Annotated in this window: 12 protein-coding genes; 5 read left to right on the plus strand and 7 right to left on the minus strand. The window is 57.9% G+C overall.

Features of this window, described 5'->3' with window-relative positions; genetic code table 11:
- The first annotated feature begins 288 nt into the window (after positions 1-288).
- Positions 289-7,353, plus strand: a complete 7,065-nt coding sequence (locus RMV17_RS02985) for a TcdA/TcdB pore-forming domain-containing protein (RefSeq protein ID WP_311885484.1) — start codon at positions 289-291, stop codon at positions 7,351-7,353.
- A 254-nt stretch (positions 7,354-7,607) separates the two neighbouring features.
- The gene (locus tag RMV17_RS02990) at positions 7,608-14,687 is read left to right on the plus strand and encodes a TcdA/TcdB pore-forming domain-containing protein (protein WP_311885487.1); all 7,080 of its coding nucleotides are present in this window, start codon (positions 7,608-7,610) and stop codon (positions 14,685-14,687) included.
- Positions 14,688-14,764: 77 nt separating this feature from the next.
- Here the strand turns inward: RMV17_RS02990 and RMV17_RS02995 are convergent, their stop codons facing one another.
- Positions 14,765-15,361 (minus strand): MarC family protein, encoded by a 597-nt coding sequence (locus tag RMV17_RS02995; protein WP_025111770.1) that lies wholly within the window; start codon positions 15,359-15,361, stop codon positions 14,765-14,767.
- Positions 15,362-15,595: 234 nt separating this feature from the next.
- On the opposite strand from RMV17_RS02995, the gene RMV17_RS03000 reads away from it, so the two are divergent.
- The 3 genes from RMV17_RS03000 to RMV17_RS03010 are packed head-to-tail and all read left to right on the plus strand — an operon-like array spanning position 15,596 to position 17,791.
- Complete coding sequence (locus RMV17_RS03000) at positions 15,596-16,396, plus strand: hypothetical protein (protein ID WP_007914578.1); 801 nt, start codon at positions 15,596-15,598, stop codon at positions 16,394-16,396.
- Positions 16,397-16,451: 55 nt separating this feature from the next.
- Entirely contained in the window at positions 16,452-17,153 is a 702-nt protein-coding gene (locus tag RMV17_RS03005; RefSeq protein ID WP_311885490.1) for a hypothetical protein, read from the plus strand.
- Complete coding sequence (locus RMV17_RS03010; RefSeq protein WP_311885492.1) at positions 17,150-17,791, plus strand: hypothetical protein; 642 nt, start codon at positions 17,150-17,152, stop codon at positions 17,789-17,791. Before RMV17_RS03005 ends, RMV17_RS03010 begins: the two co-directional genes overlap by 4 nt.
- Before the next feature lie 22 nt (positions 17,792-17,813).
- On the opposite strand, the gene RMV17_RS03015 is transcribed toward RMV17_RS03010, so the two are convergent.
- The 6 genes from RMV17_RS03015 to RMV17_RS03040 form a co-directional block, all read right to left on the minus strand.
- A complete protein-coding gene (locus RMV17_RS03015) occupies positions 17,814-20,588 on the minus strand; it encodes a response regulator (protein WP_311885495.1) in 2,775 nt (924 codons plus the stop codon).
- A 99-nt stretch (positions 20,589-20,687) separates the two neighbouring features.
- Entirely contained in the window at positions 20,688-21,983 is a 1,296-nt protein-coding gene (gene purD, locus RMV17_RS03020; RefSeq protein WP_034151569.1) for a phosphoribosylamine--glycine ligase, read from the minus strand.
- Positions 21,984-22,155: 172 nt separating this feature from the next.
- Positions 22,156-23,763, minus strand: coding sequence for a bifunctional phosphoribosylaminoimidazolecarboxamide formyltransferase/IMP cyclohydrolase (purH, locus tag RMV17_RS03025; protein WP_095047355.1), 1,608 nt, complete (start codon positions 23,761-23,763; stop codon positions 22,156-22,158).
- 83 nt (positions 23,764-23,846) lie between these two features.
- Complete coding sequence (gene fis / locus RMV17_RS03030; protein WP_003221275.1) at positions 23,847-24,167, minus strand: DNA-binding transcriptional regulator Fis; 321 nt, start codon at positions 24,165-24,167, stop codon at positions 23,847-23,849.
- Positions 24,164-25,174, minus strand: a complete 1,011-nt coding sequence (gene dusB, locus RMV17_RS03035) for a tRNA dihydrouridine synthase DusB (protein ID WP_034151568.1) — start codon at positions 25,172-25,174, stop codon at positions 24,164-24,166. Before dusB ends, fis begins: the two co-directional genes overlap by 4 nt.
- A 185-nt stretch (positions 25,175-25,359) precedes the next feature.
- Positions 25,360-26,628 carry a DUF3426 domain-containing protein gene (locus RMV17_RS03040; protein ID WP_311885503.1) on the minus strand — a complete coding sequence of 423 codons (1,269 nt, stop codon included), beginning with the start codon at positions 26,626-26,628 and terminating at the stop codon, positions 25,360-25,362.
- Positions 26,629-26,637 lie beyond the last annotated feature (9 nt).

Raw genomic sequence — 26,637 nt, forward strand, 5'->3', positions numbered from 1 at the left:
GAGCGTCCTGCGAAGTTGTAAGCAACTGCTTTAGGCGTGATATCAGGTTAACGATTCGGATTGAATCATCCCGCTCGAACACAAGGCCGCCGATCTTCTGGATTGGCGGCCTTGTGCGTTTGTGCGCGGGTAAGAAAACAGGCAATTCATTGCCGCATGGTTCAAGCGCAAACCCTGAGTGTTATTGAGTGTTTCACCGGACATCGTTTGAGTTTGTTCGGATTTGAGTGTGGCGCTTGGGCTCAATAGTTTCGTGGCGAACGAAGCCGTTATTGAAGAAGTGCCACGATGAAAACCAACCAGCCGTACGAAATCATGTCCGCCGAAGACTTCTCGCAGTTGCAGCGGGCGCTGAGCGCGTTTGCTGGCAGCGCTGAATACAAGGCGTTGCTGTCGCACTATGAACTTGCCAGACAAACCACTGATGACCCGCAGCGACTGCTGTTGATCAAGCTGTTTCAGGAGGCGCTGGAGTCGTTGCTCCAACGCAGGGCTCTGCCCGTTTCCGAAGCCATCAGCCAGATCCGATCAGATCTCGTCAAGTCTGTCGCCAGGCTGGAGGGTACGCACGCCATGCTCCATGGCGAGGCCCGACCCGTGGCGAAAATCATGCATTTTGTCTGGGTGGGCGGCAGTGAAGTCGGGTTCAATCAGCGCGACTACATGAACATCTGGCGCCAGGTGCTGGAGCCGCAGGGTTACCGCTTCAACCTCTGGTACGACAGTGATGCGTTGCTGGCCTTTGAAATGAACCGGGTGATCCTCGACAGCGCCAGAGTGGATGCGCTGGAGTCGGGCGGTGACAAGGTCAGCAAGGCTTTTCAGTTGTCGCAGATGATCGAAGACCGTGCGCGGGTGTTGAAGCAGCAGATGTTTGCCCATCTCCAGCAACCGCAGTGGCAAGGTCGAGCCGACGAGGCGCGTATCGATTTGATGGTGCGTGCTTACGGCAAGGATCGAATGACGCTCGAAGCCTTTCGCCAGCGCTGCCTGCAGACGCATCAGGCAATGGTCGGGACGGACCTGCAACTGCGCGATGTCGGCCACGAATTTGCCGGGCACTTTTTGCAGGATGTCTATCAGCGCGAGGTGGCCATGCGCGGCAATTTTGCGGCGGCGAGCGATGTCGTGCGGTTGCAGGTCGAATACCTGGAAGGTGGCCGTTACAGTGACATGGATTACTTGCCGCCACTGGCGGACACGTTGGCAGGCGTCGATATCCTCAGCGTCGGTGAAGAAGGCCGAATCGGCGTTTTTCAGTTGCTGTTGAACCACAATGAAGCGTTGATGCCGGGACGCGACCGCCAACGCTATCTCGATCGCACCGACAAGATCCCCGCAGAACACCTCGAGGCATTGACGGCGTTTGCCCGTGAGCAACACCCGCCAAGCGAGATCTTTGTCGCACCACAAGATCACGCGGTGCCACGGGATGCGCTTCGTCTGGGAACGGCCTATGGCTTGCCGGACTGGGCCGAAATGAATGCGCACATGCTCGCCCATCCCGGCAGTGCCATGACCCTGGCGTACATGCAGATGATCCGCCTCAATTACGACTGCCTGCTGGAAGTGGAGCGCCGGGCGGCGGTCGCCGGCATCGACCCGGCGGACCAGGCGCGGATGTTTGATGTAGTCGAAAATGTGGTCAATGCGGCTCAGGCGCAGGGCAAGCTGCCTGAAGCACAGAGCGATGTGTTCCGCTCCAGGTTGATCGACGCGATTTTTACCTATTACCGCGATGGCATTCGCCTTGAAGCGCGCGGCACCATTACCTTGACCGGCCCAGGGGCTGCTGCGGCCGCGCTGCTCAAATACATCGAACAACACTTGCAACCGGATCGACAGGTGCAGATTCGCCAACACTTGAAGTTGCTCGAGGGCTACAACACCCACACCGAGGAGGAGATGATCTCCGGCTGGACCGTCGACGGCAAGGCCGAGCAATGGTTACTCGAAGAGCGGGAGAAGTGGCGAACCGGCAAACTCAAATCGCGCTACGCCGGCCAGTTGGCAGATCTGTTGAAACCGCACACGCTGATCTTCAAACAGGGCTGGCCGGTCATTGAAGGCAAGCCGGTGTTGCTGACCCCGGTATTGCAGCAATTGATGGACGATCTGGGCGAGCCGTTCATGCGCGCGATGAGGGAGAAGTTGAGCGGCGAGATTACGTTCAATTCAGCCATCTCCATCAGTCTCGACAACCATGAGCTGATACGCGCGCAAACCGTCAGTGAGATTCCGTTTTCCCATGGCGCCGAGGCCACCGGCAACCTCAACGAGTTGTTCACTCTCGTAGACCATGGCTCGATGGTGGTTGAACAACTCAGCCCCCTGCAGCGCGTGATCCTCGGCGCAATGTTTGGCGCGAAGAGTCTCGATGCTGCCGGGTTTGCCCCTGCCTGGCAGAGCATCATCGACGTTGCTCGGGAAACCTCTGAGGGCGGATTGTTCGCCCGATACCACGCCATCGAAAAGGCACTGATTGGGCACGCGTCGCCGGCCTTCAAGGCCGGTCTCGCCGCTGCGAACAACCACGGCACGCACATGGCGCGCGAACTCAAGGCGTTGGCGATGAGCGAACCGCTGACGCTGAAACACTGGGGCGAGCGCATCGGACAGATCAATCGCACGGCGCAACGTGAATATCACACGCATATTTTCAAGCGTAGTGGACAGGTGCGCGATGCGTTCTTCCAGGCCGGAGCCGTCTCCGTCAGACAGTTGCCGCAGGATCTGTTGCTGCGCACCCCGGGCGATCCGGGACGTCGTTGCTATCCGCTGGCGTTGTTGATGGGCGCCGCCGTGGCGGCTGGCGAGTTGGCCGAGCGTGCACTGATCGGACGGGTGGCCAATGCCAGCCTGAGGCCGGACGACGTTGATTCGCGGGCATTGCTCAGCGCGCTGGATGAACTGGGCGGGGTGCCCGAGCGTGCGATCGGACAGGCTCGCGGCCGGCAAAGTCTCGACAGCGTGATGCAGACACTGGAAGCGAAAACCGCCCCCGGCGTCCTGCTGCTCGATACAGGCAATCACGCTTTGCTGGTGGCTAAAGTGCAAGTGGCTGGGCAAACGCTCTATCGCTTTTATGACCCCAATTTTGCGCTTTACGGGTTTGCCGGATACGCGCAATTGAAGGTGGGCGTGGAGCGTTACTTGCGCGACGACGACACTTTGGCCAGGTTGTACGGCTTGGCTGACATCGGTTCTGCACAGTTCGATGTCATCGAACTGGACACTGTTGCGCTCGCCGAGCGGACATTGTCGTCCGGGTTACACGTCGAGAGTTTTTTGCAAACCGCAGCCATCGCCGACCCTCAGGCGGCTTCGGTCTGGGCGAAGCAAGCTGTGGCACGCACGCGCTCACTCAGTGAAAACGCGCGGCTGGGGGCTAGCCTCGCGCAGTTGGACGCGCGTTACTGGGCGCAGGAATTTGATCACGCGACCCGGCAATTGCGCGCTGAACACACATTGGGTCGCAACTATTTGCCACTCCTGGATACGGTCAAGGCAAACTCAGACACGGGTTATTCGCTGACGCTGGTGGATGTGCAGAACCCGGGCAGATCACTGACGGTCGGCACCGCCGATGCACGCTTCGACAGGCTTAAAAAACACCTTCAGCGTTTGGTTGGCGCATTGGCGGGCAAGCCAAGTGCCGCCGTCGAAGCCGACGGCGGCAGTCGTCTGAGTTTCGCCTTCGCGATCCAGACGTTGATCACTGAAATGCGCCATCGTGACTATCAGGCTGATGGCGAGCGGGCGCCGGTTTTGTCGATAGCCCTGCAAGTGCAGGTCTATTTCAGCTATGCGCAGTTGGGTTTTGGCGTGTTGAGCGACACCGCGCAGACGATCAATCTGGTGCGTCAGGTGGCGGCCAGCGAACGGGCATTGGCGCTTGGTCAGTCGTCGTTGTCCGGGCGTCTGCTGGGGCGTGCCGCCACGGCAGGCGGATTTGTATTTTCGCTCGCCAACATCGGCTTCGATCTTCACAACCTGTCGGTGGCCGAGAACCACGAGCAACGCTCGCGGTTCTCCACCTCACTGGCATTCAACGTTGCGGCATTGGGGCTGGATGTTGTTGCTTTGGCGGCTGGCGGGGCGGTGGGCACGGCAGGGGCCGTGCTCTCGGTGCCGCTGCTCGGGGTCGGCATCGGTGTGACGGCCATTGCCAGCAACCTTGGGCAGATCAGGGACAAGGCTACGGCGGTGGGCAATCATTTGCGGGCGATCTGCCATGCTTACCGGCGAGGTGCCTACACACTCAAGGGTGGCGTCCTGCAATTTCCCGCAGAAGCGGTCATCGTCAGTCTGAACCTGCAAACCAATGAAGTGCGCTTCGACAGCCAGAAGTTTTACCCCTGGACGGGCGGATCACTGGAATTGCCGCAGTACAACGATGACCCGAAAGACCTGCACCTGTCCCTCGATATCCGCCAGGCACTGGGGCTGCCCGAGATCGTCCATCTTTACCGCGACGAAACCGATGCGCTCGAGACGCTGGTGCTGCCGTGCACGCCGATCTGCCATTACGGTTACGAGTATCAGTTGAAGGGGCTGGGCGGATACACCTACGAACCGATTCCCGGCGAGGCGGGAGACGCTGGCGATATGAGCGGGCAAACCCGCTACCCGCAAGTGACGGATCGCATGGCGGACGCTCTGGAGTATGACCAGCACGGAAACCGGCGCTTCTATCTCACCACCACCCCGTCGCTGCCGCACATTCTTTACAAGCTACATCCGGTCTATCAACCGACAGATATCAGGCTGGTGCTGGACAGTCAGGTACGGCAGTTGGTGGTGCCGACACTGGAAGCGCTGGTGCACAAAAAGATTTCCTACGCGATCCGCGCCCCTGAAGGGCAATACCGGATCAGGCTTGTACCCGGTATCGTCTCGGTAAAATTCCAAGGCCCAGCGACGTGGATAGTGCATGCGGCCTGGGCCAGTCTTGCACAGGTCAGTTTTGCCGCCTCGCTCAGGGAACATGATGACGAAGTCCAACTGATTGTCGACGGTATGGCGCTGTCGGTTTTCGATGGCTTGATCGAACTGGCCGAGGGCATGTTTCGGGTCGATGGGTGGGAGCGTTGTCTGCGGTTGCAGTCTGTCACCCTCGATGATCAAAACCGCCTGCCATCAGTACTGGCGATGTTGCGCAAGCATGCCGACGAAGGCCGATTGGTCGCAAGCGTTGTGCCGCTGTACAAGTTCCGGGTGCCCGCTGCGCCGAAGGTGATGACTACCGCCTGGTATGACGCGATACGGAATCGTCTGTTGTACGCGCGCAATTTGCCGGGCGCGGTGAATGAGGGATTGGTATTGGGCGGCGCCAGTAATCGCCATGCCTGGTTCTACCATCCGCAGCACGCGACGGTCTGGCGTGTCGACGCGATCACCGGCACGGTTGTGCATCGCTACCGGTTGATGAATCCCGCGAGCGGATCGCACATCATTGGCTGTGCACTAGACGCCGATGGCAGTTTGCGAATATTGCAGCGCTTGTTGCTCGATGCCCGGATTTCGGAAACCGAAACCACGCTGGAGTACCGCGTTAGCGATTCGGCAGTGGCGCTGACGGGCATCAAATCATCGTTTACCGAGGAACCCACCGTGCGGGCCGGGCAGGGCGACTTGCATCACTTTACAAACTTCGGCGCGTACAACGACGAAACATCGGGTATGGCCGATGTCATCAGCACTTGGGCCTACGCGCCGTTCGTTTATGCCCGTACTTACTATTTCGAGGGGTTGCGCCAGCGCGCCTGGGTCAACAAGCGCACGGGCCAATATTTCTCGGCAGGGTTGGGCAGTGAGGCGGACATGGTCATGCTGATGCCCGCCGATCCCGAGAGCGGTGCCCTGCTGTTTTATAGCAAGCAAGCACAGACGATCAGCCGAGGCGTCGAGCCCAAGGTCGGTCGATTCATCAACTTTGTCATCGAGCGCGATATTGTCGAGGTCACGCAAACGGCCGGCAGCTACATTGCCACCAAGGCCGATGGCCGCCTCTTTGAGATCGACATCCATGACCTCTTCCTTGAGGACAAACAATGGATTGGCCAGCCTTTGAGAAGGAGCATTCTGAAATTCGTCGGCCTCGGTCAGCATTGGCTAAAACTTAACCCTGATTGGCTGGATGCCTTGTCTGCACTGGCCAAGGCCTACAAAAACGAACCTTTCCCGATTATCGGGTTGGGTGCCCGCAGCGGTAATGCTTTCCTGGCGGCCTGGTGCGTCGACGATCGATTGGTGCTGACAGCCCTCGGTCAAGAGGGACAATCGACGCTACTGGGAATGACCCCGGACACACATGCCGCATGGTTGTTGGATGGCTTGACCGCAAAACTCTATCGCCAACCGACCATTGCGGTCGAGTCATTGCGCGTAGCGTTTGCTGCGGGGGCGCAGTGGTTGCGCCCTGAGTCGTTACCCAAACCAGAGAGGCCGTGGCCGCACTGGTCGTTTGCTCAAGTGCTGAAGCATGGGCAAGGTTTGCTCGGTCAGACGCGCGACGGAGTCAATGTCGAACTGCGCGATCAGCAGGCTGCGCGGATCATCAGTGTGGAGAATCGCTGGTCCTGCGTTCAGGGTGAGACGGCTGAACAGCTACGGAGACGCTTGAAGGCATTGCTGGCAAGGCATGCCCATGCGCCGTTCCTGCCGGTCGAAAATACCGGCACCCGTTACACGTATTACATACCCGCGCAGGATCGGCTTTTTGATGTCGTCGGCCGCGACGATGGGCAGTGGCCAACGTTTCTTGGCATGCGCAACAACATTGCAGCACTGATGTTCGACCCGGTTGAAGGCCGTGTTTTCAGCACTGATTCTGCCGGTCTTCAGTCGGTGTCGATACCGGACTGCCATGCGCAGCGTGAAGGCGACGTGTTGTCCCTTGCTTTGAGCGATGGAGTGGTCGAAGTCACAGCATTGTTGCCCGATGGCGTCGACACACTGATTCTGGCCTTAGAATCCCGGACCGCCGGGTATCGTATTACGGAACAGGCCTGGCAGCGTCTGGACTGCATTGTGGTCGATACGCAGCTGGCAGATAACGCTGAAGGTGCGGGCTCAAACCTGCTGCTTCTTGAAATGGCTGACTGCGCACGGTTGTTGATGTCGCTGGTCGACGGGCATCTGATGTTTACTGACCCGGACAGTGCTCACACGCTGATCGTCAGAGATGTCGATCCGCCATACTCCGAGACGAGAAAACACATGGTGTTGGAAGTCAGCGTCGACACTCAAGTCTTCAGGTTTACGCTCGAACAATGGATTGCGATTTTTTCACGGATGCGCGGTGATGAGGCAATAGTTGAACTGTTAACAGTGATTAAAGTTTTGTCCTGAAATATATAAAATATTCAATCAAGGATCGTCAAAAGTTGTCGGTGATTATCTTTTTGTTTTGTTTGTGTGACCGTGGCGACTGTTTTGTTGTGGCTTTCAGCGGCGTCCAGTCGCTGTGATTATTATAATGTTTGTGTTTTTGTCAGGCTGGTTGCAATTTGTTTTGTCTGACAATGTTTGATTTTATTTGAATTTGAATGGATCGTGTCTGCTCGTTAGTTTGGTCTCTCTCTTTTTTACTGAGGCAAAACTCTGTGCAGAACATCAAGAAGCTTGAAGTTAATGAAGCAAATTTTGAAAACGTTATAAGTCTCGCAGACCTCCAGCAGGCTTTGTTGCCTCATGAGGGTTTCCCGGTTTACGAAGAGGTCATGCGTTATTACGATGCTTGCCTGCAAAGAACGGGCTCATCAAGGTTGCTGGAGCCGTTAAGACTGTTGCGCCAGACCCTGGAACCCCTGCGCAAAGGCAAGCGGAGCAAGCGTGGTGTGGGCTCGTCAACGGCCCGCGCGGATGAAACAACCCCGAATGTTTCGGATATTTATAACAAGGTCGAGAGTTTCGAATCTCTCGTTCAATACAGTGCTGGGCTGGTCAATACCCCTGCGACGGAAGTCCCCAGGATTATGCACTTTGTGTGGGTCGGTGGCGGCATCGGTGCCATTCAGCGAGATTATCTGAATGTATGGAAGCAGGTGCTTGCCGAGCACGGCTATACGTTCAATCTCTGGTACGACAGCGATGCACTGCTCGCACATCAGACCAATAAACTGATTGTTGAAGCGGCCAAGGCAGATGCTCTAAAACAGGTGGCTGGGAAAACCGTTTCCGAAAATGAACTGGCTTCTCTTTTTGAAAGTCGGGCAATTGTTTTGAAACAACAAATGGCCGCGCATATCAATGCAGCGGTCGCCAGAGGTGAGTTGGCTGATGATGCCCGGATTGATTTACTGACTCGCGCTTATGGTCAGGATGCCAACGTCCTGAAGGAGCTTAAGTCACGAAACCGCGAGAGCATAGAAGTGCAACTCGGTGATGGTTTTCAGTTACGTGACCTTGATGGCAGTGACGGGCTTATACAGTTGCAAGATGCTTACGAGCAGGAAACTCGCCTGCGCGGCAATCTCGCGGCAGCGTCTGATGTCGTTCGTGCCGAGGCTCTGTATGGCGAAGGCGGGAGCTATGCCGACGTCGATAATTTGCCGCCATTGCGCAAGAGTATCGGTGATACGGACATCAGCGCCTTTACCGATCCCGAGCGTTTGGGCGTATTGCAGCTCTTGCTCGACAAAAATCCGCACTGGATGCCAGGACGCGCGGCGATGCGTAGCAGTTATGGCAATCATGTCGACGACATCCCTCAGGCATCGCGCTCGGCGCTGGAGGCGTTTGCCCAAAGCAAGCCCGCCATGAGGCAAGTCTTCGAGCTTCCGGCAGATCGTCTGGTACGGCCGTTCGCTGTGCGGGCCGTGTCTCAGGGCAGTGCGATCAATAACGCGTTTCTGATGGCTCATCCTCGCGCGGCAATGCTGCAAACCATTATTGGGCGCATTCGATTCAGCTATGAGGTGGTCAATGACGCTATTCGCCGGGCAGCACAACAAAGAATAGCGTTGATCGATTCGAAGAGTATGCAGACATTGACTGCAGAGTTTATTGCGAGCCGTTGGGGGCCTTTGATTGACCTGCCTTCAGAGCGTTCCGTTTCTGCAGATTATCTGGCGTATTGGGCTGCGCGCTACTTCAGTGATGGTATTCGTCCGCAAAGCGAGAGCACCATCTACCTCAGTGGCCCCCGTGCTGTCCGTGACGGCATGGAAGATTTCGCGCGAATTCACCTGACCGAGCGTGACGGGCAAATCCTTCACGATGACGCCTCCATTGTTCCGCGAGTCAGCGTTAATCGCGTCACGGAGGAGGAACAGGATCACTCCTGGAAAGAAAATGAGAATGATGCCGTGAAGTGGGTCAGCGGCGAGCAAGAGCGCTGGCAAAAGGGCCAATACCGCACGCGCTACAACGGTGACATGACCGAGCTGCTCAAGGGCTCGGCCATCGAGTTCGAACAGGGCTGGCCATTGATCGAGGGGCGGACGGTTCTGCTCTCCAGTGTATTGCAAGGTCTGATCGATGGACTCGGCGAGCCATTCATCAAGGCGATGCAGGAGCAGCACAGCGGTGTCATCAACTTTGAAGCCGCGCTGCCGCTGAGCTTTGACGATCGTCAGTTAATCAAACAACAGGCCCACAATGCACTGCCTCCGGTGTTTCTTGGCGCTGCACGGATTCAGGAACTGGGGCTGGACGAAGTCTTGGTGACAATGGGCAATGGTGAACTGGATGTTCTCCATCTCACGCCATTGCAGCGATTGTCACTCGGTGTTCTGTTGGGAATGGACTCACTGCACAGCGTTAATTTCGAGAAATACAGCGTCGAACTCGACAACCTGGTCAACAGCTTTCACAAACTGGGGGTGTCGAGTCGTTATGCGGCGATCGAGCGACGGCTTTACCAACTCAAGGCTCCGGCATTTCTGAGTGGTCTGGATTTCGCTGCCGTCGACTCTGAAGCCTCGCCAGCCAGTGCGCTGAGTCTGAAAAAGGCTGCACTGATGAAGGCGTATACCCTGCAGCAGTGGGGGCGATGTGCGGCGCAGATTCAGCAGGTCGCCATAAAGGAGCATCGTCTCCTGGTCGGCGAGAAACTGGATCAGGTACTCAGTGAATTCGATAGCGAAGCCCGCAGCGTCAAACTGGTGCCTCAGGATTTGATGCTCAACGGTATCGGCGAGACGATTGGAGGACGTTGTTACCCATTGGCGTTGGTGATGAGCGCCGCCTTGACCGAAGGCGGACTGGCCTCTCATCGATTGCGCGAGCGCTTTTATCTCGCGGCTCTTGAGCCGCAGCAAAGTGATTCGATCGCTTTTGGGCTCGCGCTGGAAGAGCTTCGTGGTACTGCGTTGAGTGAAGTCGGCACACCGTTTGGCCATGCCGATCTGAAGCAGGTTTGCGCCGCTCTGGAGAGTCACACCGGTACTCGCACGATGATGCTCAACTCCGAAAACCATTCGATGCTGGTGGCGAAAACTGTAGTGGGTAACGTGGCGACTTACCATTTTTATGACCCCAACTTCGGTCTGTTCGAGTTCGAGAGCGCCGCCCAGTTACAACGTGCGCTCGAGCACTTTTTCGTACGTCAGAAAATGGCCGACTATTACGCAGCGTACGCTGGCGAAAACGGTCCTCGGTTCGATCTGGTGGAATTGCATGGCGATCAGATTTCGGCTTTGCACCTTTCAAGCGGTTTTGAGGTAGCAAGACTGCTCGGTCCGGATTCGCTGCCGAAGCAACCCCCTGGCAAGATTCGTCAGCGTCTTGACAGTGCGCATGGACGCTCGCTGATTGAAAACTCACACCTGGGGGCCAGTCTGCTGGGGCTGGACAGCCACTGGTGGGGGCAGCAGATCGCCAACGCCACGGCGGCGTTGCAAGAACTGCATACTGGGGCGACACCTTTGGTGCCACTGTTTGAAACCCTGCAGGTTACATCGCAGGGCCACTACCAACTGAGCCTGGTTGATCCAGCGAACCCCGAACACGTGGTCGAAGTGGTCAGCGATGACTACCGGCTGTTGCGCATCAAACACTGGTTGTCCGAGCAGTTTTCCACGCTGGCGCGCAAACCGCAGCAATTCGCCGGTGTGCCGGATCCGACCGAGGCTGGCAGCGTACACACGCTCAATGCCGGGTTTACCATTCAGGCCTTGATGAACGCGTTGCGCAATCGCGAAGGGGACGGACGCATATTGACCATGGCGGTACGTCTGCATGCTTACCTCAACTATGCGCAACTTTTGCATGGAAACGTGGTGGATGTGGTCGGCCTGATTCGACTGGTTCGAACCGCATTGAACGAGGAGAAGATCATTGCGCGCACCACTTCATCCGTCGTCGGTGAAGCCTTGGGGCATACGGCCAATGAAGGTGTCGGCGCCGTGTTGGGGCTGGCTAACGTCGGTTTTGATATTTATCAGCTTGGCAATGCACAGGATGGCGTTGAACAAGCGCAGTTCGGCACGCAACTGGCCTTCGACTCTGCCAGCCTCGCATTGACCGCAGGGGGCATCGGGGCTGCGTTGACTGGCGCGTCGACGGCCGCAGCGGTGTTGGGGGGGGCCGGGGTGATCCTTGGCGGGCTGGCGGTAGGTGTCGCGGCGCTGGCCCAAGGCTTTGCTGTCATTGCTCGAGATGCGCAGAGCGTCGGCAACTTTTTCGCCGACATGGAGGAGGCTTACCGGGGTATCGGGTATCACTTCGATTCTGAGTTCGGCGCCTGCATTGCCAACCCAGCATTGATCATCAAGCGAATTGATCTGGGGGCGGGCACGGTGTTGCTCGACAGTCCGAAGCTATACCCGTTGCGCAATCACTTCGGCGTACCGGACTTTGATGTCGACTATTCCCGGGCGATTGATATCCGCAGTGAGTTGAAGCTGCCTGCCCGGATCGGATTCACCGCGCCGGTCGCGCAAGCGATCGTACTGCCTTGCACCCCGCAGACCTGCTACGGCTATGAGTATCAGGCGCTACCGTTCGCCAATTCACGCCACGACCGCGGCTTTGACACGGCAAGGCGTCTGGAGCAAAAGAAGCCTGACGGTGACTGGTTGTTTCTGTTCTCGTTTTACTCTTTTCCCTCCCATTACATCGTGCGGCGCCTATTGCCCGATTACCGCGATACGCTCATCGAGGTTCAGCTGGATGGTATTGAGCGCACGCTGGTGATGCCGTCATTGCCGGATGTCTGGAAGGGCAAACTGACGTACAGGATCACCGGGTCCGGCAATGCCTGCGCACTGACGCTCAGTCGCGGTGGCAAACTCGAACTGCAAACACAGAGTGCGCAAGCGAGCCGCTGGCAGTTACACGCCACATGGGCCAATGAAGCCGACATTCGAATCGAGGCCACAAACGAGCTTTACGTCGGCGATGTGCAAGTGACGCTTGGCGAGGGGGCCCACGAGGTGATGATCGGTACTGCCGACGGACAGATGTTCGGCATTGACTGGGCCAGACGCCAGTTGACCATCCTTGAGCAACGCGCGCCGTTTGGGCTCAATGAACAATCATTGCTCGAACATTACAAATCCTTGGCTCAGGAGCATCGTCTGACACTGGCTTATACGCCAATCAGGGATTGGTTGATTCCATTCGAGTCGCCCCATCAGCCGCGTTATGTCAGTGCCTGGTATGACGCGCAGGAAGACCGCTTCCTGTATATCCGCAACGAGCGTGCGGGTGAAACCGATAGCGCACAACTGGCACTGGTGAGCGGTGGCTACGCCTGGTTCTGTGTATCGGACGGTTACGATATCTGGCAGGTGGATGCGGTTACCGGATTGCTCAAGAATCGCTATCGCCTACTGTTGGCGAAGGGCAAAAGCACCCTCGGTGCCCTGCAAGCGGACGAGCAAGGCACGATTCACTTCGTGCAGACTGTGGAGGGTGCGACGGGGACTCAGCTGTTCGGTTACCTGATTCACGATGGCCAACTGCTGTTGAGCTCCGTCACCTACGAGCAGAATCGCGAGTTACAGGCGGAGGTTTTCGCCGACAAGACGCTGAAGGACTGGACAGTGGTGCTGGGCAAGTACCTGACGCCCCGCGCCGTGTCGGCGGCGGATGGTTTTTCGACGCTTGACTGGCAGCCGGCACCGTATGTTTCGGTCTGTTGGGCATTCGATCCTGACAAGCGCGACCTGGTGTGGGTGCGCAGCCGCGACGGGCTTTTGATCCATCCGCTGCCTTTGCCCCGTCATGCCCGTGGCTGGCACGACTCGATCAAGAACCTGAGCGACCTGGTGCTGTTGCCGATGGCGGACGAAAGCGATCTGTATTTCATCTATAACCGTCTCGATCAGACGCTCTGTCGTCTGCAAATGACCCTGCAACAGGGGCTGGTGCAATGGTCGCACCGATGGGTTGAACCTGAGGGGCTGAAGCAGGTGATGGCTGTCGAAAATGGCTACCTGGTTCTGGACGATCAAGGCCGGTTCTTCAATCTGAAAATGTCAGGGGAATTGCAGTTGGGCGGGGTCGGTGAGCAGTGGCTGAAGGATCACAGCCATTGGTGGCAGGCGCTGGAGCCGCTAGCCAAGCGCTATTCGATGGACAGTTTTGCCATTGTCGGCTTAAAAAATGTCACGGGAGACGGTTACCTCAACGCTTGGTACATCAATGATCATTTGTTGCTGTGTGATCTTGGCCGCGACAAGTCTGTACGCCTGCTGGGCGTGACGCCGGATAACCGATCGGCATGGTTGTTTGATCTGGCCAGCGGTGCAATCTGGAGCCAGGAACTGGTCGAGCCACAATCGCTGGTCGATGCGTTTGATGAACGCGCGCAGTTGCTGCATACGGACGGGTTGCCGACGCCCGGACAGGATTGGGCCGATTGGCGGTTTGCCGAAGTGTCCATCGACGGCGCCGGGTTAACAGGAACGACGGTGGACGGTGTCTCGCTGAGGTTGAGTTACCTCGAGCCTGAAGTGATTACCGGTGTCAGTCAGGACTGGGTTAATGCGCAGCACGGGCCGTTGGTTGAGCGACTGCAGACGTTGCTGAGCGATGTGGATCATGAAACATTTGTGCTCGTCGAGTCCGCGCCCGGCAGTTTGCAATGGTATGACTCACAAAACGCGAGACTGATAAAGATTGCCGACAAGATGCTGCCCACCGATTCAGTGCTGCTGGGTACACAGCAACGCTCGAATGTGTTGTTGCACGACCGGCGTGAGGGAGACTTGAAGGCCTATCCGCAAAGGCGAAGCATAGGGTCGTTCGACTACCTGCAGCGAAACGCTCAGGTGTTGACGGTTGAGGCGCGTAACAGACTGGGTGATCTACTGCCGCTGATCCCCGATGACGTGACGACCCTGATTCTGCGAATGGGTCAGGGTCATGTGACTTGCCGGTTGTCGAAAGCCGCCTGGTTGAAGCTGGATTCGTTGATTATCGACTGTCGGCATGCGCTGGGTGAAGTATCGTCAGTACCGGGAAAGCTGATCTGGGATTTCGATTCGCCGCAGGAGCTGTTATTTGAAATCGTCGGGGAGCATCTGTTGATCGTCGATCCTGATACGGAACACAGCCTGATCTTTCGTGATGTGTGCGGCGCTGATCCTGACTTGCGCGGAGAAGTGTATCTGGCCTTCAAGGACCAGCAATCACATGCGATTTCGACGTGGGTGCAACGATTGCAGGCGCGAACTGAGCGCAGCGCTCGGGTGACGATGCAGACGCTATTGGCAAAACCGTATGTCGCGGACTGATCTGGCCACTTGATAAAACGCCGCAAACGGTTTCGTTTGCGGCGTTTTCCCATGCATCCATCTCGGTATACCGACACTCAGGGCACCAGATAACCTTTGACCCCGGTAAAGATGATCTGCGCCGCCAGAGCGCAGACAAACAGCCCCATCAAGCGGCTGACAATTTGCAAACCCTGATCACCCAGAATCCGTTCGATACGATTCGACAGATACAGCACCACGCCTACGGTGAAGCTGGCCAGCGCAATACTCATGATCGCGGTGAGCTTGTCGTCCCAATGCGGCTGGCTGACGCCCATCACCAACAAGGCACCGATAGTGCCCGGGCCTACAGTCAGCGGAATGGTCAGCGGCACGATGGTGACGTCCTGCTGCACGTTGTCGGCCTGTACCGCCGGTTTACCCTGCGCCATGCCCAGCGCCGAAATGAAAAGTACGCTGCCGGCGCCGATGCGAAACGCATCCACGGTGATGCCGAACACATCGAAAATCACCCGTCCGAACAAATACAGCAGGACGCTGGAGACCAGCGTCGCAACAGCGACTTTCCAGGCCAGGCGCCGTTGCTCCTTGCGCGAGTAGCCACGGGTCAGGCTGATAAAGCAGGACAACACGAAGAACGGGCTGTAGAGCACCAGCATCTTCAGGTAAACGCTGAACAACACGTGGAGCATGGTCATGTCTCGCAGGGAAGGAGAATGGGGATGGAGTCTATCAGCGCTTTACGGGGTTGGGGTATCGACTTTTACAATGCTGATTGTTATTGATTTAGTTGTTTGTTAGTTGCGTTGTTTATTGGTTTGGTAAGGGGTGTTACATGTTTTTGTTTGTAGGGTGTTGATGTCTTTGGTTATGGTTGTTTTTGCAGGTTAATAAAGGCTTGCTTAAATAATGATAAGGAATTCAAAGTGAATAACCCAGTAATGCAACAGCTCTATGTCGCCAACTGTATTAGTGCTCTGCAGCAATATGAAATTGATGAAGTTCCAACTATTCAAGGCCGTGGTGTTGCCTTGACCCTTAACTCGGGTGACGCTGTGGAAGCGCCGACAAAGGCGGCAGTTGTTGGCGAGGGGCTTTTGGCATTTTCTGCTCATCTGACCGATGACAATCGCACCGACGCACAAAACGCCTTTCTTTTCGCGACACTTGTAGCCAACAAGAAATTCCCGCTCGAAAGCCAGGGCCTGGAGTGGTATTTGCTGTTTCGCGAGGTCATGACCAACTCAGGCTGGACGCCTGTCACCAAGTACTACAACGATCTGGAGGTTGCGGGCACCAGCGTACGGATGGATAAACTGGTCCTGGAAATTCTCGGCTCGGTGGTAGCGGGTCTTGCGGTGCCAGGTCCTGCAACTGCGCTGATGCTGAAGACGGCGGGCGACGCCATCGCCGCTCTGAAAAAACGTGATACCGCATTGACTCTGTATGAGCGCAATCTGCTGAACCACGGTGTTGGCGGCATCACCGCTGGTGTCTGTACCGAAGTTAATGGCGAAGCCATCATGGCCGTCGGCGCTGTGCGTTTTCTGCGTCGCAATACTTCCACTAAAGTTATGTTTGTCGATGTGGATATTCGCAATGTGAAGTTGTACACCGGTGAAACGATCTTTGCCAAGAATACCGAAGTTGCTGATAAGGCGCGCATGGCCATCAGGACTAAGCTGGGTCTGAACGTTGTATCGAAAATCGAAGAGTATGAAATCTGATTGAGCGAAGAAGGGCAGTCATGGCGACTGCCCTTTTTTATTGCGGAGGCCTAACATGGATGATGAATGTTTAGTTCTGGTTGTCGGGGCTTGCGTGGTGATTATTCCCGATGGTGAACGGCTGGAAGTTTATAGCGATCTGGTCAATTCGATTTTGCTGGCGCAACTGGTTGCCAATAAGAAACGTGAAAAATCCCTGTCCCCGGATTGGTACGGCACGTACGTGAGTGTCCTTGATGATTTCTGGTTGCGTCATCAGAAGTCGAAGCAGACATGGCAGGTCAGGAATCCCGGAAGTCAGTCCGCGCTGGAGTTTTTCAATACAGCGTTAAGCAATGATGCAATGCCTGAAACCCGAATAATGGGCGCAGTACTGCAGCGAATGGCACAAATACCGGGCGACGAACTCGCCATCCAGCGACTGCGCGGTTTCATGAAAATATCGGCTACTGCCGAGTTGGACAGCATGCCAGCGCCGTTGGCGAAGGTGCATCTACTGGTGATTGTCGCGAATGCTGCCGATTCGATCGCAAGCGCGTTTGTTGAGTTCGAGACGTCACTCGAGTTAAGCCAGAATCCATTTCAACAGTTGTATCAATGCGAAGAGGTTCAAGGCTTGGTCCATGTGCATCACGCCCGGGCAAGTCTGTCGGAAATTCGCTACAGCGGCGCGCGTGAGGCGATTGCCAGGAAAGTCAGGGACAAATTTGCGGACAGCATGGCAGTGCTGACTCTGACCAAGGAGATTACGGCATGAAGGAATTGATTACACCGCAGGCTGCGGTGGTCGGCGGCAGTGTCGTGGCGTTTGCCGGTGGCCTGCCTGCGACCCATCGAGACGACATTTACATGAGCACAGCCTATGCGCAAAGAGCAACGCGCGCGGCGTTCGAGGACGGGCTATCGGGGGACTGGTTCGACTACTACAGGAATGTCCTGAAATTTGTCGGATGGGACGTGCCGAAACCGCAAACCTTGACGCCGTCGCGCAATAATCTGATGGCCGGTCAGGCAACGCAGCGTATCGCGGCGGTATTGGGTGAGCAGTTCTGCGAACCTATGCGGCGTGCGCTGCAGGTGATGGAACGTAACGCATTGGCACTCAGGCTGTTCGAGTCCACGAGCCTGCGTGCCAATGTCGGATATTTTCAAATGATCCCCTGCGTGATGAGTGGCCCGAACAAAGTGGAAATGGGCATCTATCACCGTCAGTTCCAGATCGAGAGAGAGGCCAGCGGTTTTTTGTTCAGCGAGGATGAAACACTTATCCACAACAGCGTTGAACAAATTGCTGCCATTACATTCAACACGCTGCATTACGCACAGTTTCGCGAAAAGGTGAAAAACTCCGTCATCACCGGCTCACTCAAATACATTGATGGCCTGGAGATCTGATCGCATAACCATACGATCCTGCTCAGAAGGTCGATGCCGTCCGGTTCTGCTGATCACGCTGGGCTACCCAGTGTTCGATCAGCTCGCGCAATTGCGACAACTCGACCGGCTTGGACATGTGACCATCCATCCCGGCCTGACGCGCGCGCTCTTTGTGCTCGGCAAGAATGTGCGCGGTCAACGCCACGATCGGCGTGCGAATGCGTTGGTTGCTGACTTCCCAGGCGCGCAATTGCTGGGTCGCTGAGAAGCCATCGAGTATCGGCATTTCGCAGTCCATCAACACCAGGTCGTAACGCTGCGCTTTCATCGCCTGCAGCGCTTCTTCGCCGTTGGCGGCGGTGTCCGGTTGCAGGTTGAGCTTGCCGAGCATGCCGCGAATCACTTTGGTTGAAATCGTATTGTCTTCGGCGACGAGGATGCGGAAATCGCTAGGCACTTTGGCGGCCGTGGCCGGGGTGACCACTTGCGGCTGGAACACCACCTGACCTTTGTTGCGCTGGTTGAGCTCGTCGGCCAGGGTGGTCTTGAGCGTGTAGCCGGCCACCGGTTTGGCGAGGATGCGTTTGATCCCCGAGTTGCGCGCAATTATCTTGCTCGGCGCATTGCTGATGCCGGTGAGCATGATCAGCAGGATGTCGTGGTTCAGGCTCGGGTCTTCCTTGATCTTGGCCGCGAGCTGCATGCCGGTCATGCCCGGCATGTTCTGATCGAGCAGCACCACATCAAAGTAATCACGCAGGTGCGCTTTGGTTCGCAGCAAGGCCAACGCTTCCTTGCCGGAAGGCACCGCGCTGACATTCAGCCCCCACGCACTGCATTGCTGGACCAGTACTTTGCGGCAGGTGTCGTTGTCGTCGACCACCAGCACCCGCGCGCCTTGTAGCGGGCTGTCGAGATCGGAGGTCGGGTGTTCGAGGCGATCGGGATCCAGTGGCAGGGTCAGCCACAAGGTGCTGCCCTGACTGGCGCCGCTCTTGATGCCGAATTCGCCATGCATCAGACGAATCAGCTGGCGTGCGATCACCAGTCCCAGATTGCCCCCCAAGCGGTTGGCCGAGAGGAAATGCTTGCTGTGCAGTTCGGCGTGCATCAGCGCGTCGCGTTCTTCCTGATCCATCGGTTGGCCGCTGTCCTGCACGGCGATGCGCAGGCGTGGCTTGCTGCTGCGTTCGTCGAGTGCGACGACGATCAGCACTTCACCTTCATCGGTTTTCTTCAGAGCGTTTTCCAGCAGGCTGAGCAAGGTCTGGCGCAGACGCGTCGGGTCACCGCTGATCACTCGCGGTACTTGCGGCTGGATAAAGCTGATCAGCTCGACGTTCTGCTGTTCGGCCTTGGCCCGATAGATGCTCAGGCAGTCATCGATCAGGGCATTGAGGTCGAACTGCACGTCGTCCAGTTCGATCTGCCCGGACTCGAGTTTGGAGATGTCGAGAATCTCGTTGATCAGCGTCAGCAATTCGTTGCCGGCGCTGTGGATGGTCTGCACGTAGTCGCGTTGCTTGACCGACAGCGGCGTGCCCAGCAGCAGTTCGGTCATGCCCAGCACGCCGTTCATCGGCGTGCGGATTTCGTGGCTGATCTTGGCAAGGAACTCGGCTTTGGCGTTGATCTCGGCATTGCTCGCGGCGAGGTCACGGCTGACGCTGAAACGGCTTTCGGTGATGCTGCGCTGACGCTCGCCGAGGGCAATGCTCATCAACAGGCCGCTGATGCAGATGAACGCCATCAGGGTCATGATCAAGCCTTGTGGCGACACCAGTGTCAGCCCCAGCAAGGCAGGCAGAATAATCAATGTGCCGATGTTGAACACCACCATCGCGGCGACGAACAGGCGCGCCGGGCGGTAACCCTTCTGCCAGTGGTAGAAGGCGACAAACAACATGCTCAGGCCGGCCAGGGCCACCAGGGCATAGGTGATGATGTTCAGCGGCAGAGTGTTGACGAACAGCAGCAACAGGCTGCAGGTCACGATAAACAGAATGTCGCCCAGCAACAGTTTGTTCAGCGGGTGCGGGCCGAGCGGAGCGAAGAAACGATAGGCGAACATCAGCCCGGCCGGAGCCGTCAGCAGCAACGCCAGATAGGCGCCCGGTGTTTGCACCGCATGCCAGTTCGGCAGCCAGGGACCGGCGAGGTTGAGCAGCAGCAACAGGCTCAGCCCCAGCAGGCCTTCGCAGACCGCCAGCCACAAACTGCTGCGCGAACGGGAATAGGCGTAGCGCACCAGGTTGTGCAACAACAGCATGCCGAGGCAGCCGAACAGTAAACCGAAGACCAGCGTCTGATTGTGGTTGGCCGCGCTCATCACCGCCGATTGCAGGGTCACGTGCGGGCGCAATTGATGATCGGACACCAGGCGCAGATAGACCTCGAGGGGTTTTTCGCTCTGCGGCAACGGCAACATGAAGTCGCTGCTCGGCAATGGCCGTTCGGCCTGCGGCTGGTCGGTGCCGGTGTTGCGTTGCTCGATCAGCTTGTCGCCGTCGAGCACGTAGAGATTGAGCTGTGACAGGTCAGGGGCAAAGATGCGCAGCACTTGTTCGTGCTTGCCCGGCGCCAGTTTGAAGCGCAGCCACAGGGCGCCATCGGGCGCGGACGCGGTGAGGCGGTCAAGGTCGATGGGGCTGAATTGATTGGTGTAGCGAGCGGAGCGGATATCGCTCAGTTGCAGATTGCCCTGATCGTCAAGCAATACCGACCAGCCACTGCCTTGGGCGGCCTGGGCCGGGAGCATGCAGAGCAAGGTCAGCAACGTGACGGTGAAACTTATGGCAATCCTGAGCCAGCGCACGGCGAAATCCCTTCGTAGGTTGATGCCAGAATATAACGATGCGCGACGGTGGAACAGCCCGGCAAGGAACGGTATCCCTTGCCGGACTTGATGAACAGCTTATTCCTGGGTTTCGCCACGTTCACGGGCAATGGCGCGGTAGCCAATGTCCTTGCGGTAGAAGCAGCCTTCCCAGTCGATGGCGGCTGCCAGCTTGTAGGCTTGCTGCTGGGCCTCGCTCACGCTGGCGCCCATGGCAGTGGCGCACAGTACGCGACCACCGGCAGTTACCACGTTGCCATCTTTGAGCGCGGTACCGGCGTGGAAGACTTTGCCTTCCAGGCTCGCCGCGGCGTCCAGACCGTTGATCGCCGCACCCTTGGCGTAGTCGCCCGGGTAGCCGCCAGCGGCCAGCACGATGCCGACGCTCGGGCGTGGATCCCACTGTGCTTCAACCTTGTCCAGCGCTTGCGCCAGAGCGGCTTCGACCAACAGCACCAGGCTCGATTGCAGACGCAGCATCACCGGTTGGGTTTCCGGATCGCCGAAGCGGCAGTTGAACTCGATGACTTTCGGATTACCGGCCTTGTCGATCATCAGACCGGCGTAGAGGAAACCGGTGTAGACGTTGCCTTCATCGGCCATGCCGCGCACGGTCGGCCAGATCACCAGGTCCATTACGCGCTTGTGCACGTCGGCGGTGACAACCGGGGCAGGGGAATAAGCACCCATGCCGCCAGTGTTCGGGCCGCTGTCGCCGTCGCCCACACGTTTGTGATCCTGGCTGGTGGCCATCGGCAGAACGTTTTTGCCGTCGACCATAACGATGAACGAAGCTTCTTCGCCGTCGAGGAATTCTTCGATGACCACGCGCGAACCGGCGTCACCGAAAGCGTTGCCAGCGAGCATGTCACGCACGGCGTCTTCGGCTTCGGCCAGGGTCATGGCGACGATCACGCCTTTACCGGCGGCCAGGCCATCGGCCTTTATCACGATCGGTGCGCCTTTTTCACGCAGATAAGCCAGAGCCGGCTCGATCTCGGTGAAGTTCTGGTAGTCGGCGGTTGGAATCTTGTGGCGTGCGAGGAAATCCTTGGTGAAGGCTTTCGAGCCTTCCAGTTGCGCAGCGCCGGCGGTCGGACCGAAGCAGTCCAGACCACGGGAGCGGAACAGATCGACAACGCCTGCCACCAGCGGCACTTCCGGACCGACGATGGTCAGGGCAACGTTTTTCTCGGCGAAGTCGGCCAGTTGCTCAAGGGCCAGCACGTCGATGGCGACGTTTTCGCACTTGGCTTCAATGGCGGTGCCAGCGTTGCCCGGTGCAACGAAAACCTTCTGCACGCGCGGATCCTGAGCCACTTTCCAAGCCAGGGCGTGTTCACGGCCACCGCTGCCAATGATCAAAACGTTCAAAGAGAGACTCCTTCGGAGAAAGCTGCAAGCTATAAGCTGCAAGCAAGAGCGAATGTGTGGCTCTTAACTACAGCTTATGGCTCTGAATTAATAAGGCTGCATCTGCAAGAAAGAGCGACACATGCCTGCTCTTTCTTGCAGCTTGCAGCTTGAGACTTGTAGCTGCCGTATTTCAGTGACGGAAGTGGCGCATGCCGGTGAATACCATCGCGATGCCGGCTTCATCGGCAGCGGCAATCACTTCAGCATCACGCATCGAGCCGCCTGGCTGGATCACTGCTGTGATCCCAACCTTGGCCGCGTTGTCGAGACCGTCGCGGAACGGGAAGAACGCGTCCGAGGCCATCACCGAGCCGGCGACTTGCAGACCGGCGTGCTCAGCCTTGATCGCGGCGATACGCGCCGAGTTTACGCGGCTCATCTGGCCCGCGCCGACACCGATGGTCTGACGGTTCTTGGCGTAGACGATGGCGTTGGACTTAACGTACTTGGCGACTTTCCAGGCGAAGATCAGGTCGTGGATTTCCTGTTCGGTCGGGGCGCGTTTGGTCACGACTTTCAGGTCATCGGCGCTGATCATGCCGATGTCGCGGCTCTGCACCAGCAGACCGCCGTTAACGCGCTTGTAGTCCCACGCGGCTGCGCGGTCAGCCGACCACTCGCCGCAGGCCAGCAGGCGCACGTTGGCTTTGGCCGCGACGATGGCGCGGGCTTCTGCGCTGACGCTCGGGGCGATGATCACTTCAACGAACTGACGCTCGACGATCGCTTTGGCGGTCTCGGCATCCAGTTCACGGTTGAAGGCGATGATGCCGCCGAATGCCGACTCGGTGTCGGTGGCATAGGCCAGTTCGTAGGCCTGACGGATACCGCCTTCGGCGTCCGGGCTTACCGCCACGCCGCACGGGTTGGCGTGCTTGACGATCACGCAGGCTGGCTTGACGAAGCTCTTCACGCATTCCAGCGCGGCGTCGGTGTCGGCCACGTTGTTGTACGACAGCTCTTTGCCTTGCAGTTGGGTCGCGGTGGCGATGCCGACTTCAGCAGGTTTGGCTTCCACGTAGAACGCCGCGCTCTGGTGCGGGTTCTCGCCGTAGCGCATTTCCTGGGCCTTGATGAACTGGCTGTTGAAGGTGCGCGGGAATTCGCTGCGGCCTTCAGTGCTCAGGGTTTCAGCCGCCTGATTCACGGTGCCCATGTAGTTGGCGATCATGCCGTCATAGGCGGCGGTGTGTTCGAACGCCTTGAGCATCAGGTCGAAACGCTGAGCGTAGGTCAGGCCGCCGGCTTTCAGGCCTTCGAGGACGCTGGCGTAATCGCTGGCATTCACCACGATCGCTACGTCTTTATGGTTTTTCGCTGCCGAGCGGACCATGGTCGGGCCGCCGATGTCGATGTTCTCGATGGCGGTCGGCAGGTCGCAGCCTGGCTTGTTGATGGTGGCTTCGAACGGGTACAGGTTAACGGCAACCAGATCGATCGGCTTGATGCCGTGCTCGCTCATGATTGCATCGTCGATACCGCGACGACCGAGGATGCCGCCGTGGATTTTCGGGTGCAGGGTTTTCACCCGACCGTCCATCATTTCGGCGAAACCGGTGTAATCCGCGACTTCCACTGCGGCAACACCGTTGTCGCGCAGCAGCTTGAACGTCCCGCCGGTGGAGAGGATCTCGACGCCCAGAGCTTCAAGCTCCTTGGCGAATTCGAGGATCCCGGTCTTGTCGGAAACGCTGATCAAGGCGCGGCGGATCGGCAGGCGGGTAGTCTGGTCGGTCATCTCAATTTCCATCAAAAGCAAAGGAAGTCAGCAAAAAAGGCGACCGTTTTTTACGCGGGCGCCTTTCTGGTTTGATTGAATGCTTACAGCAGATCGTACTGCTTGAGTTTCTTGCGCAGCGTGCCGCGGTTAAGTCCCAGCAGCTCACTGGCCTTGGTCTGGTTGCCCTTGACGTAGTTCATCACGCTTTCGAGCAGGGGAGCCTCGACTTCGGAGAGCACCAGGTTGTACACATCCGTGACGGACGCGCCCTCAAGGTGGGCGAAATAATTGTGCAGCGCCTTCTCGACACTCCCGCGAAGGGTCTGGCCTTCTTCGCTCGGGGTATTGAGGTGCTGTTTCAAATTCACGTTGTCGCTCACGGGTGCTGTTCCACTCACTAAAGTCTCGGTCATCATCGTCATGCGGCCACCCCTTCTTCGTCCCCTGTCAGGCTCTTGTAACGCTCGGCGAAGAACTCCCGAACGTTGGCGCATTGTGTTTCCGTACCATCCAAACGATTGAAGTGGGCGCGAAATTCCCTGGCGCCCGGCAAGGTTGCGAGATACCAGCCCACATGCTTGCGCGCAATGCGCACGCCCATCACATCCCCATAGAAAGCGTGAAGTGCGGCCAGATGCTCTAGCAGTATGTGTTCCACCTCGATCAGCTCCGGTGCCGGCAATTTCTCGCCGGTACGCAGGAAGTGTTCGATCTCGCGAAAAATCCATGGCCGCCCTTGGGCGGCACGGCCTACCAACAGGCCATCGGCACCGGTCGCGTCGAGCACGTAACGGGCCTTTTCCGGCGAATCGATATCGCCATTGGCAAACACCGGGATCGACACGGCCTGCTTGATCGCGGCAATCGTGTCGTACTCGGCTTCACCGGTGTACAGATCGGCGCGCGTGCGGCCATGCACTGCCAGCGCGGTGATCCCGGCCTGCTCGGCGATCTTCGCCACGGTCAGGCCGTTCTTGTTGTCGCGATCCCAACCGGTGCGGATCTTCAGGGTCACCGGCACATCTACCGCAGCCACAACGGCCTGCAGGATCTCGGTGACCAGTGCTTCGTCCTTCAACAACGCGGAACCGGCGGCCTTGTTGCAGACCTTTTTTGCCGGGCAACCCATGTTGATATCAATAATCTGTGCGCCCAGTTCGACGTTAGCCCGGGCTGCATCCGCCAGCATCTGCGCATCGCCACCGGCAATCTGTACCGAGCGTGGCTCGGGATCGCCTTCGTGGATCATGCGCATACGCGACTTGCGGGTGTTCCACAGGCTCATGTCGCTGGTGACCATTTCCGAGACTACAAGCCCTGCGCCCAAACGCTTGCACAGCTGACGAAAGGGCTGGTCGGTGACCCCCGCCATCGGGGCGAGAATCAAGCCGTTCTGCAATGTGTATGGGCCGATGCGTACCGCCGACATAGGACTTCCCTGAGGTGGGGCCGGATCATGAGAGTTCGAAAAAGGGTTGGCATGATACCCGCTCTCGATGACTGGATAAAGGCTGAATTGAACAAAATCTGAACAGTTATTCTGTTATCGCCACCGGTTTGGTTGTGGGTGGCAAAGTCAGAAAACCGCCGTCAATTCGAAAGCGACGCAGGGATTCACTCGGGCGAGTGGAAACTCAGGCTGTAATTCACCGCTTTCGGGCCTGGATCGAGAATATCCAGCGCAATATGGATCGGCGTCTGCGGCGGCATTTCCGCCAGACCTTCGAGATCCCCTCTCAGGTATTCGCCGGGTTTGAAGCGACGACTGGCGATCAGGTGACCGTTGAGGTCGGCGAAACGCAGCTCCAGTAATGGAAACGGCTGAGAGAACGTCGCACGGTTGTAAATGATCGCATCGACCACCAGTGCGCCGTTGAACTCCGGGTGGCTGCGCACCACCAAGTTGCTGCTCTTGATTCGCGCGATGTCGACTTTGGACGGCACCGTGCAGCCGATCTGCGGGCAGAGTTGCTGGAACCACGGGCGGTATTGATCCTGCCGGGCCAGTTCATCGAAATGGTAGGCGATGTACTGCGCGGCCAGTCCGCCTGCCGCCAGCAGGACCAACAGCAGCCAGAGCAAGCGGCGTCCCCACGGCGAGCGGCGTTTTTGCCAGTCCAGCTGCAGCGGGTCGTCGGTCAGGTCTTGCAGGACTTCGGCGCGTACTCCGGGCTCTGCGCGCTCGCGCTTTTTGCGCAGCGGTTCGATCGATGGCAAATCGTCGTCATCGACGTCGTCGCTGGTCGACAAGCGTTCGCGGCGGGCATTCGGGTCGATCGGGTCGTGCAGGCGCAGGTGCGGAATCGCCGGTTCGTCATCCAGATCCACCGGTTCCAGTGACAGCGAAGGCTCGGTGCGCTCGGATTTGACCGGTTCACTCTCATCAATCGGCGGCTCGTCTTGCGGTTCAGGCATTCGCTCGTCGGCGGGTTCGCTGAACAGACTGCCGGGCCATGCCGCGTCATCCGGCTCCGGGCTGTCGCGACGGGCACTCAGGGTGTCTTCGCGCGGGCGGCCGAGGTCGGTGGCAGGCTGGATTTCCCGTTGTTCGAGGCGGGCGAGCTCTTCGTCCAGATCGAGGCTGTCGAGATCAAGCGCCGAGGCGCTCCACTGCTTTTGGCTGATGGCGCGCGGCTCGGGCTGCTCGATGGTGGGCGGTGGCTCAACGGCCGGCGGCACTTCTTCAGGCAGCGCGGCAATGAGCGGCGCAACCGGCGTCACCACGTCCTTGCCGGCGTGTTGTTCCAGCAGCTGTTTGGCGGCGTTGAACACTTGCAGGCAGGAGCCGCAGCGAACCACTCCGCGGGCCACGCTCAATTGAGCATGGCTGACACGGAAACTGGTTTGGCAATGCGGGCACTGGGTGACGAAACTGTCGGTCATGCGGCGATC

The organism is Pseudomonas sp. VD-NE ins, from assembly GCF_031882575.1.
Lineage (GTDB): Bacteria > Pseudomonadota > Gammaproteobacteria > Pseudomonadales > Pseudomonadaceae > Aquipseudomonas > Aquipseudomonas fluorescens_BZ.

Bases quoted from the DNA above. Each gene is read 5' to 3' on its own strand.
- RMV17_RS02985 (WP_311885484.1), top strand. From the start codon at position 289: ATGAAAACCAACCAGCCGTACGAAATCATGTCCGCCGAAGACTTCTCG.
- RMV17_RS02995 (WP_025111770.1), bottom strand. From the start codon at position 15,361: ATGCTCCACGTGTTGTTCAGCGTTTACCTGAAGATGCTGGTGCTCTAC.
- RMV17_RS03005 (WP_311885490.1), top strand. From the start codon at position 16,452: ATGGATGATGAATGTTTAGTTCTGGTTGTCGGGGCTTGCGTGGTGATT.
- RMV17_RS03010 (WP_311885492.1), top strand. From the start codon at position 17,150: ATGAAGGAATTGATTACACCGCAGGCTGCGGTGGTCGGCGGCAGTGTC.
- purH (WP_095047355.1), bottom strand. From the start codon at position 23,763: ATGACCGACCAGACTACCCGCCTGCCGATCCGCCGCGCCTTGATCAGC.
- fis (WP_003221275.1), bottom strand. From the start codon at position 24,167: ATGACGATGATGACCGAGACTTTAGTGAGTGGAACAGCACCCGTGAGC.
- dusB (WP_034151568.1), bottom strand. From the start codon at position 25,174: ATGTCGGCGGTACGCATCGGCCCATACACATTGCAGAACGGCTTGATT.
- RMV17_RS03040 (WP_311885503.1), bottom strand. From the start codon at position 26,628: ATGACCGACAGTTTCGTCACCCAGTGCCCGCATTGCCAAACCAGTTTC.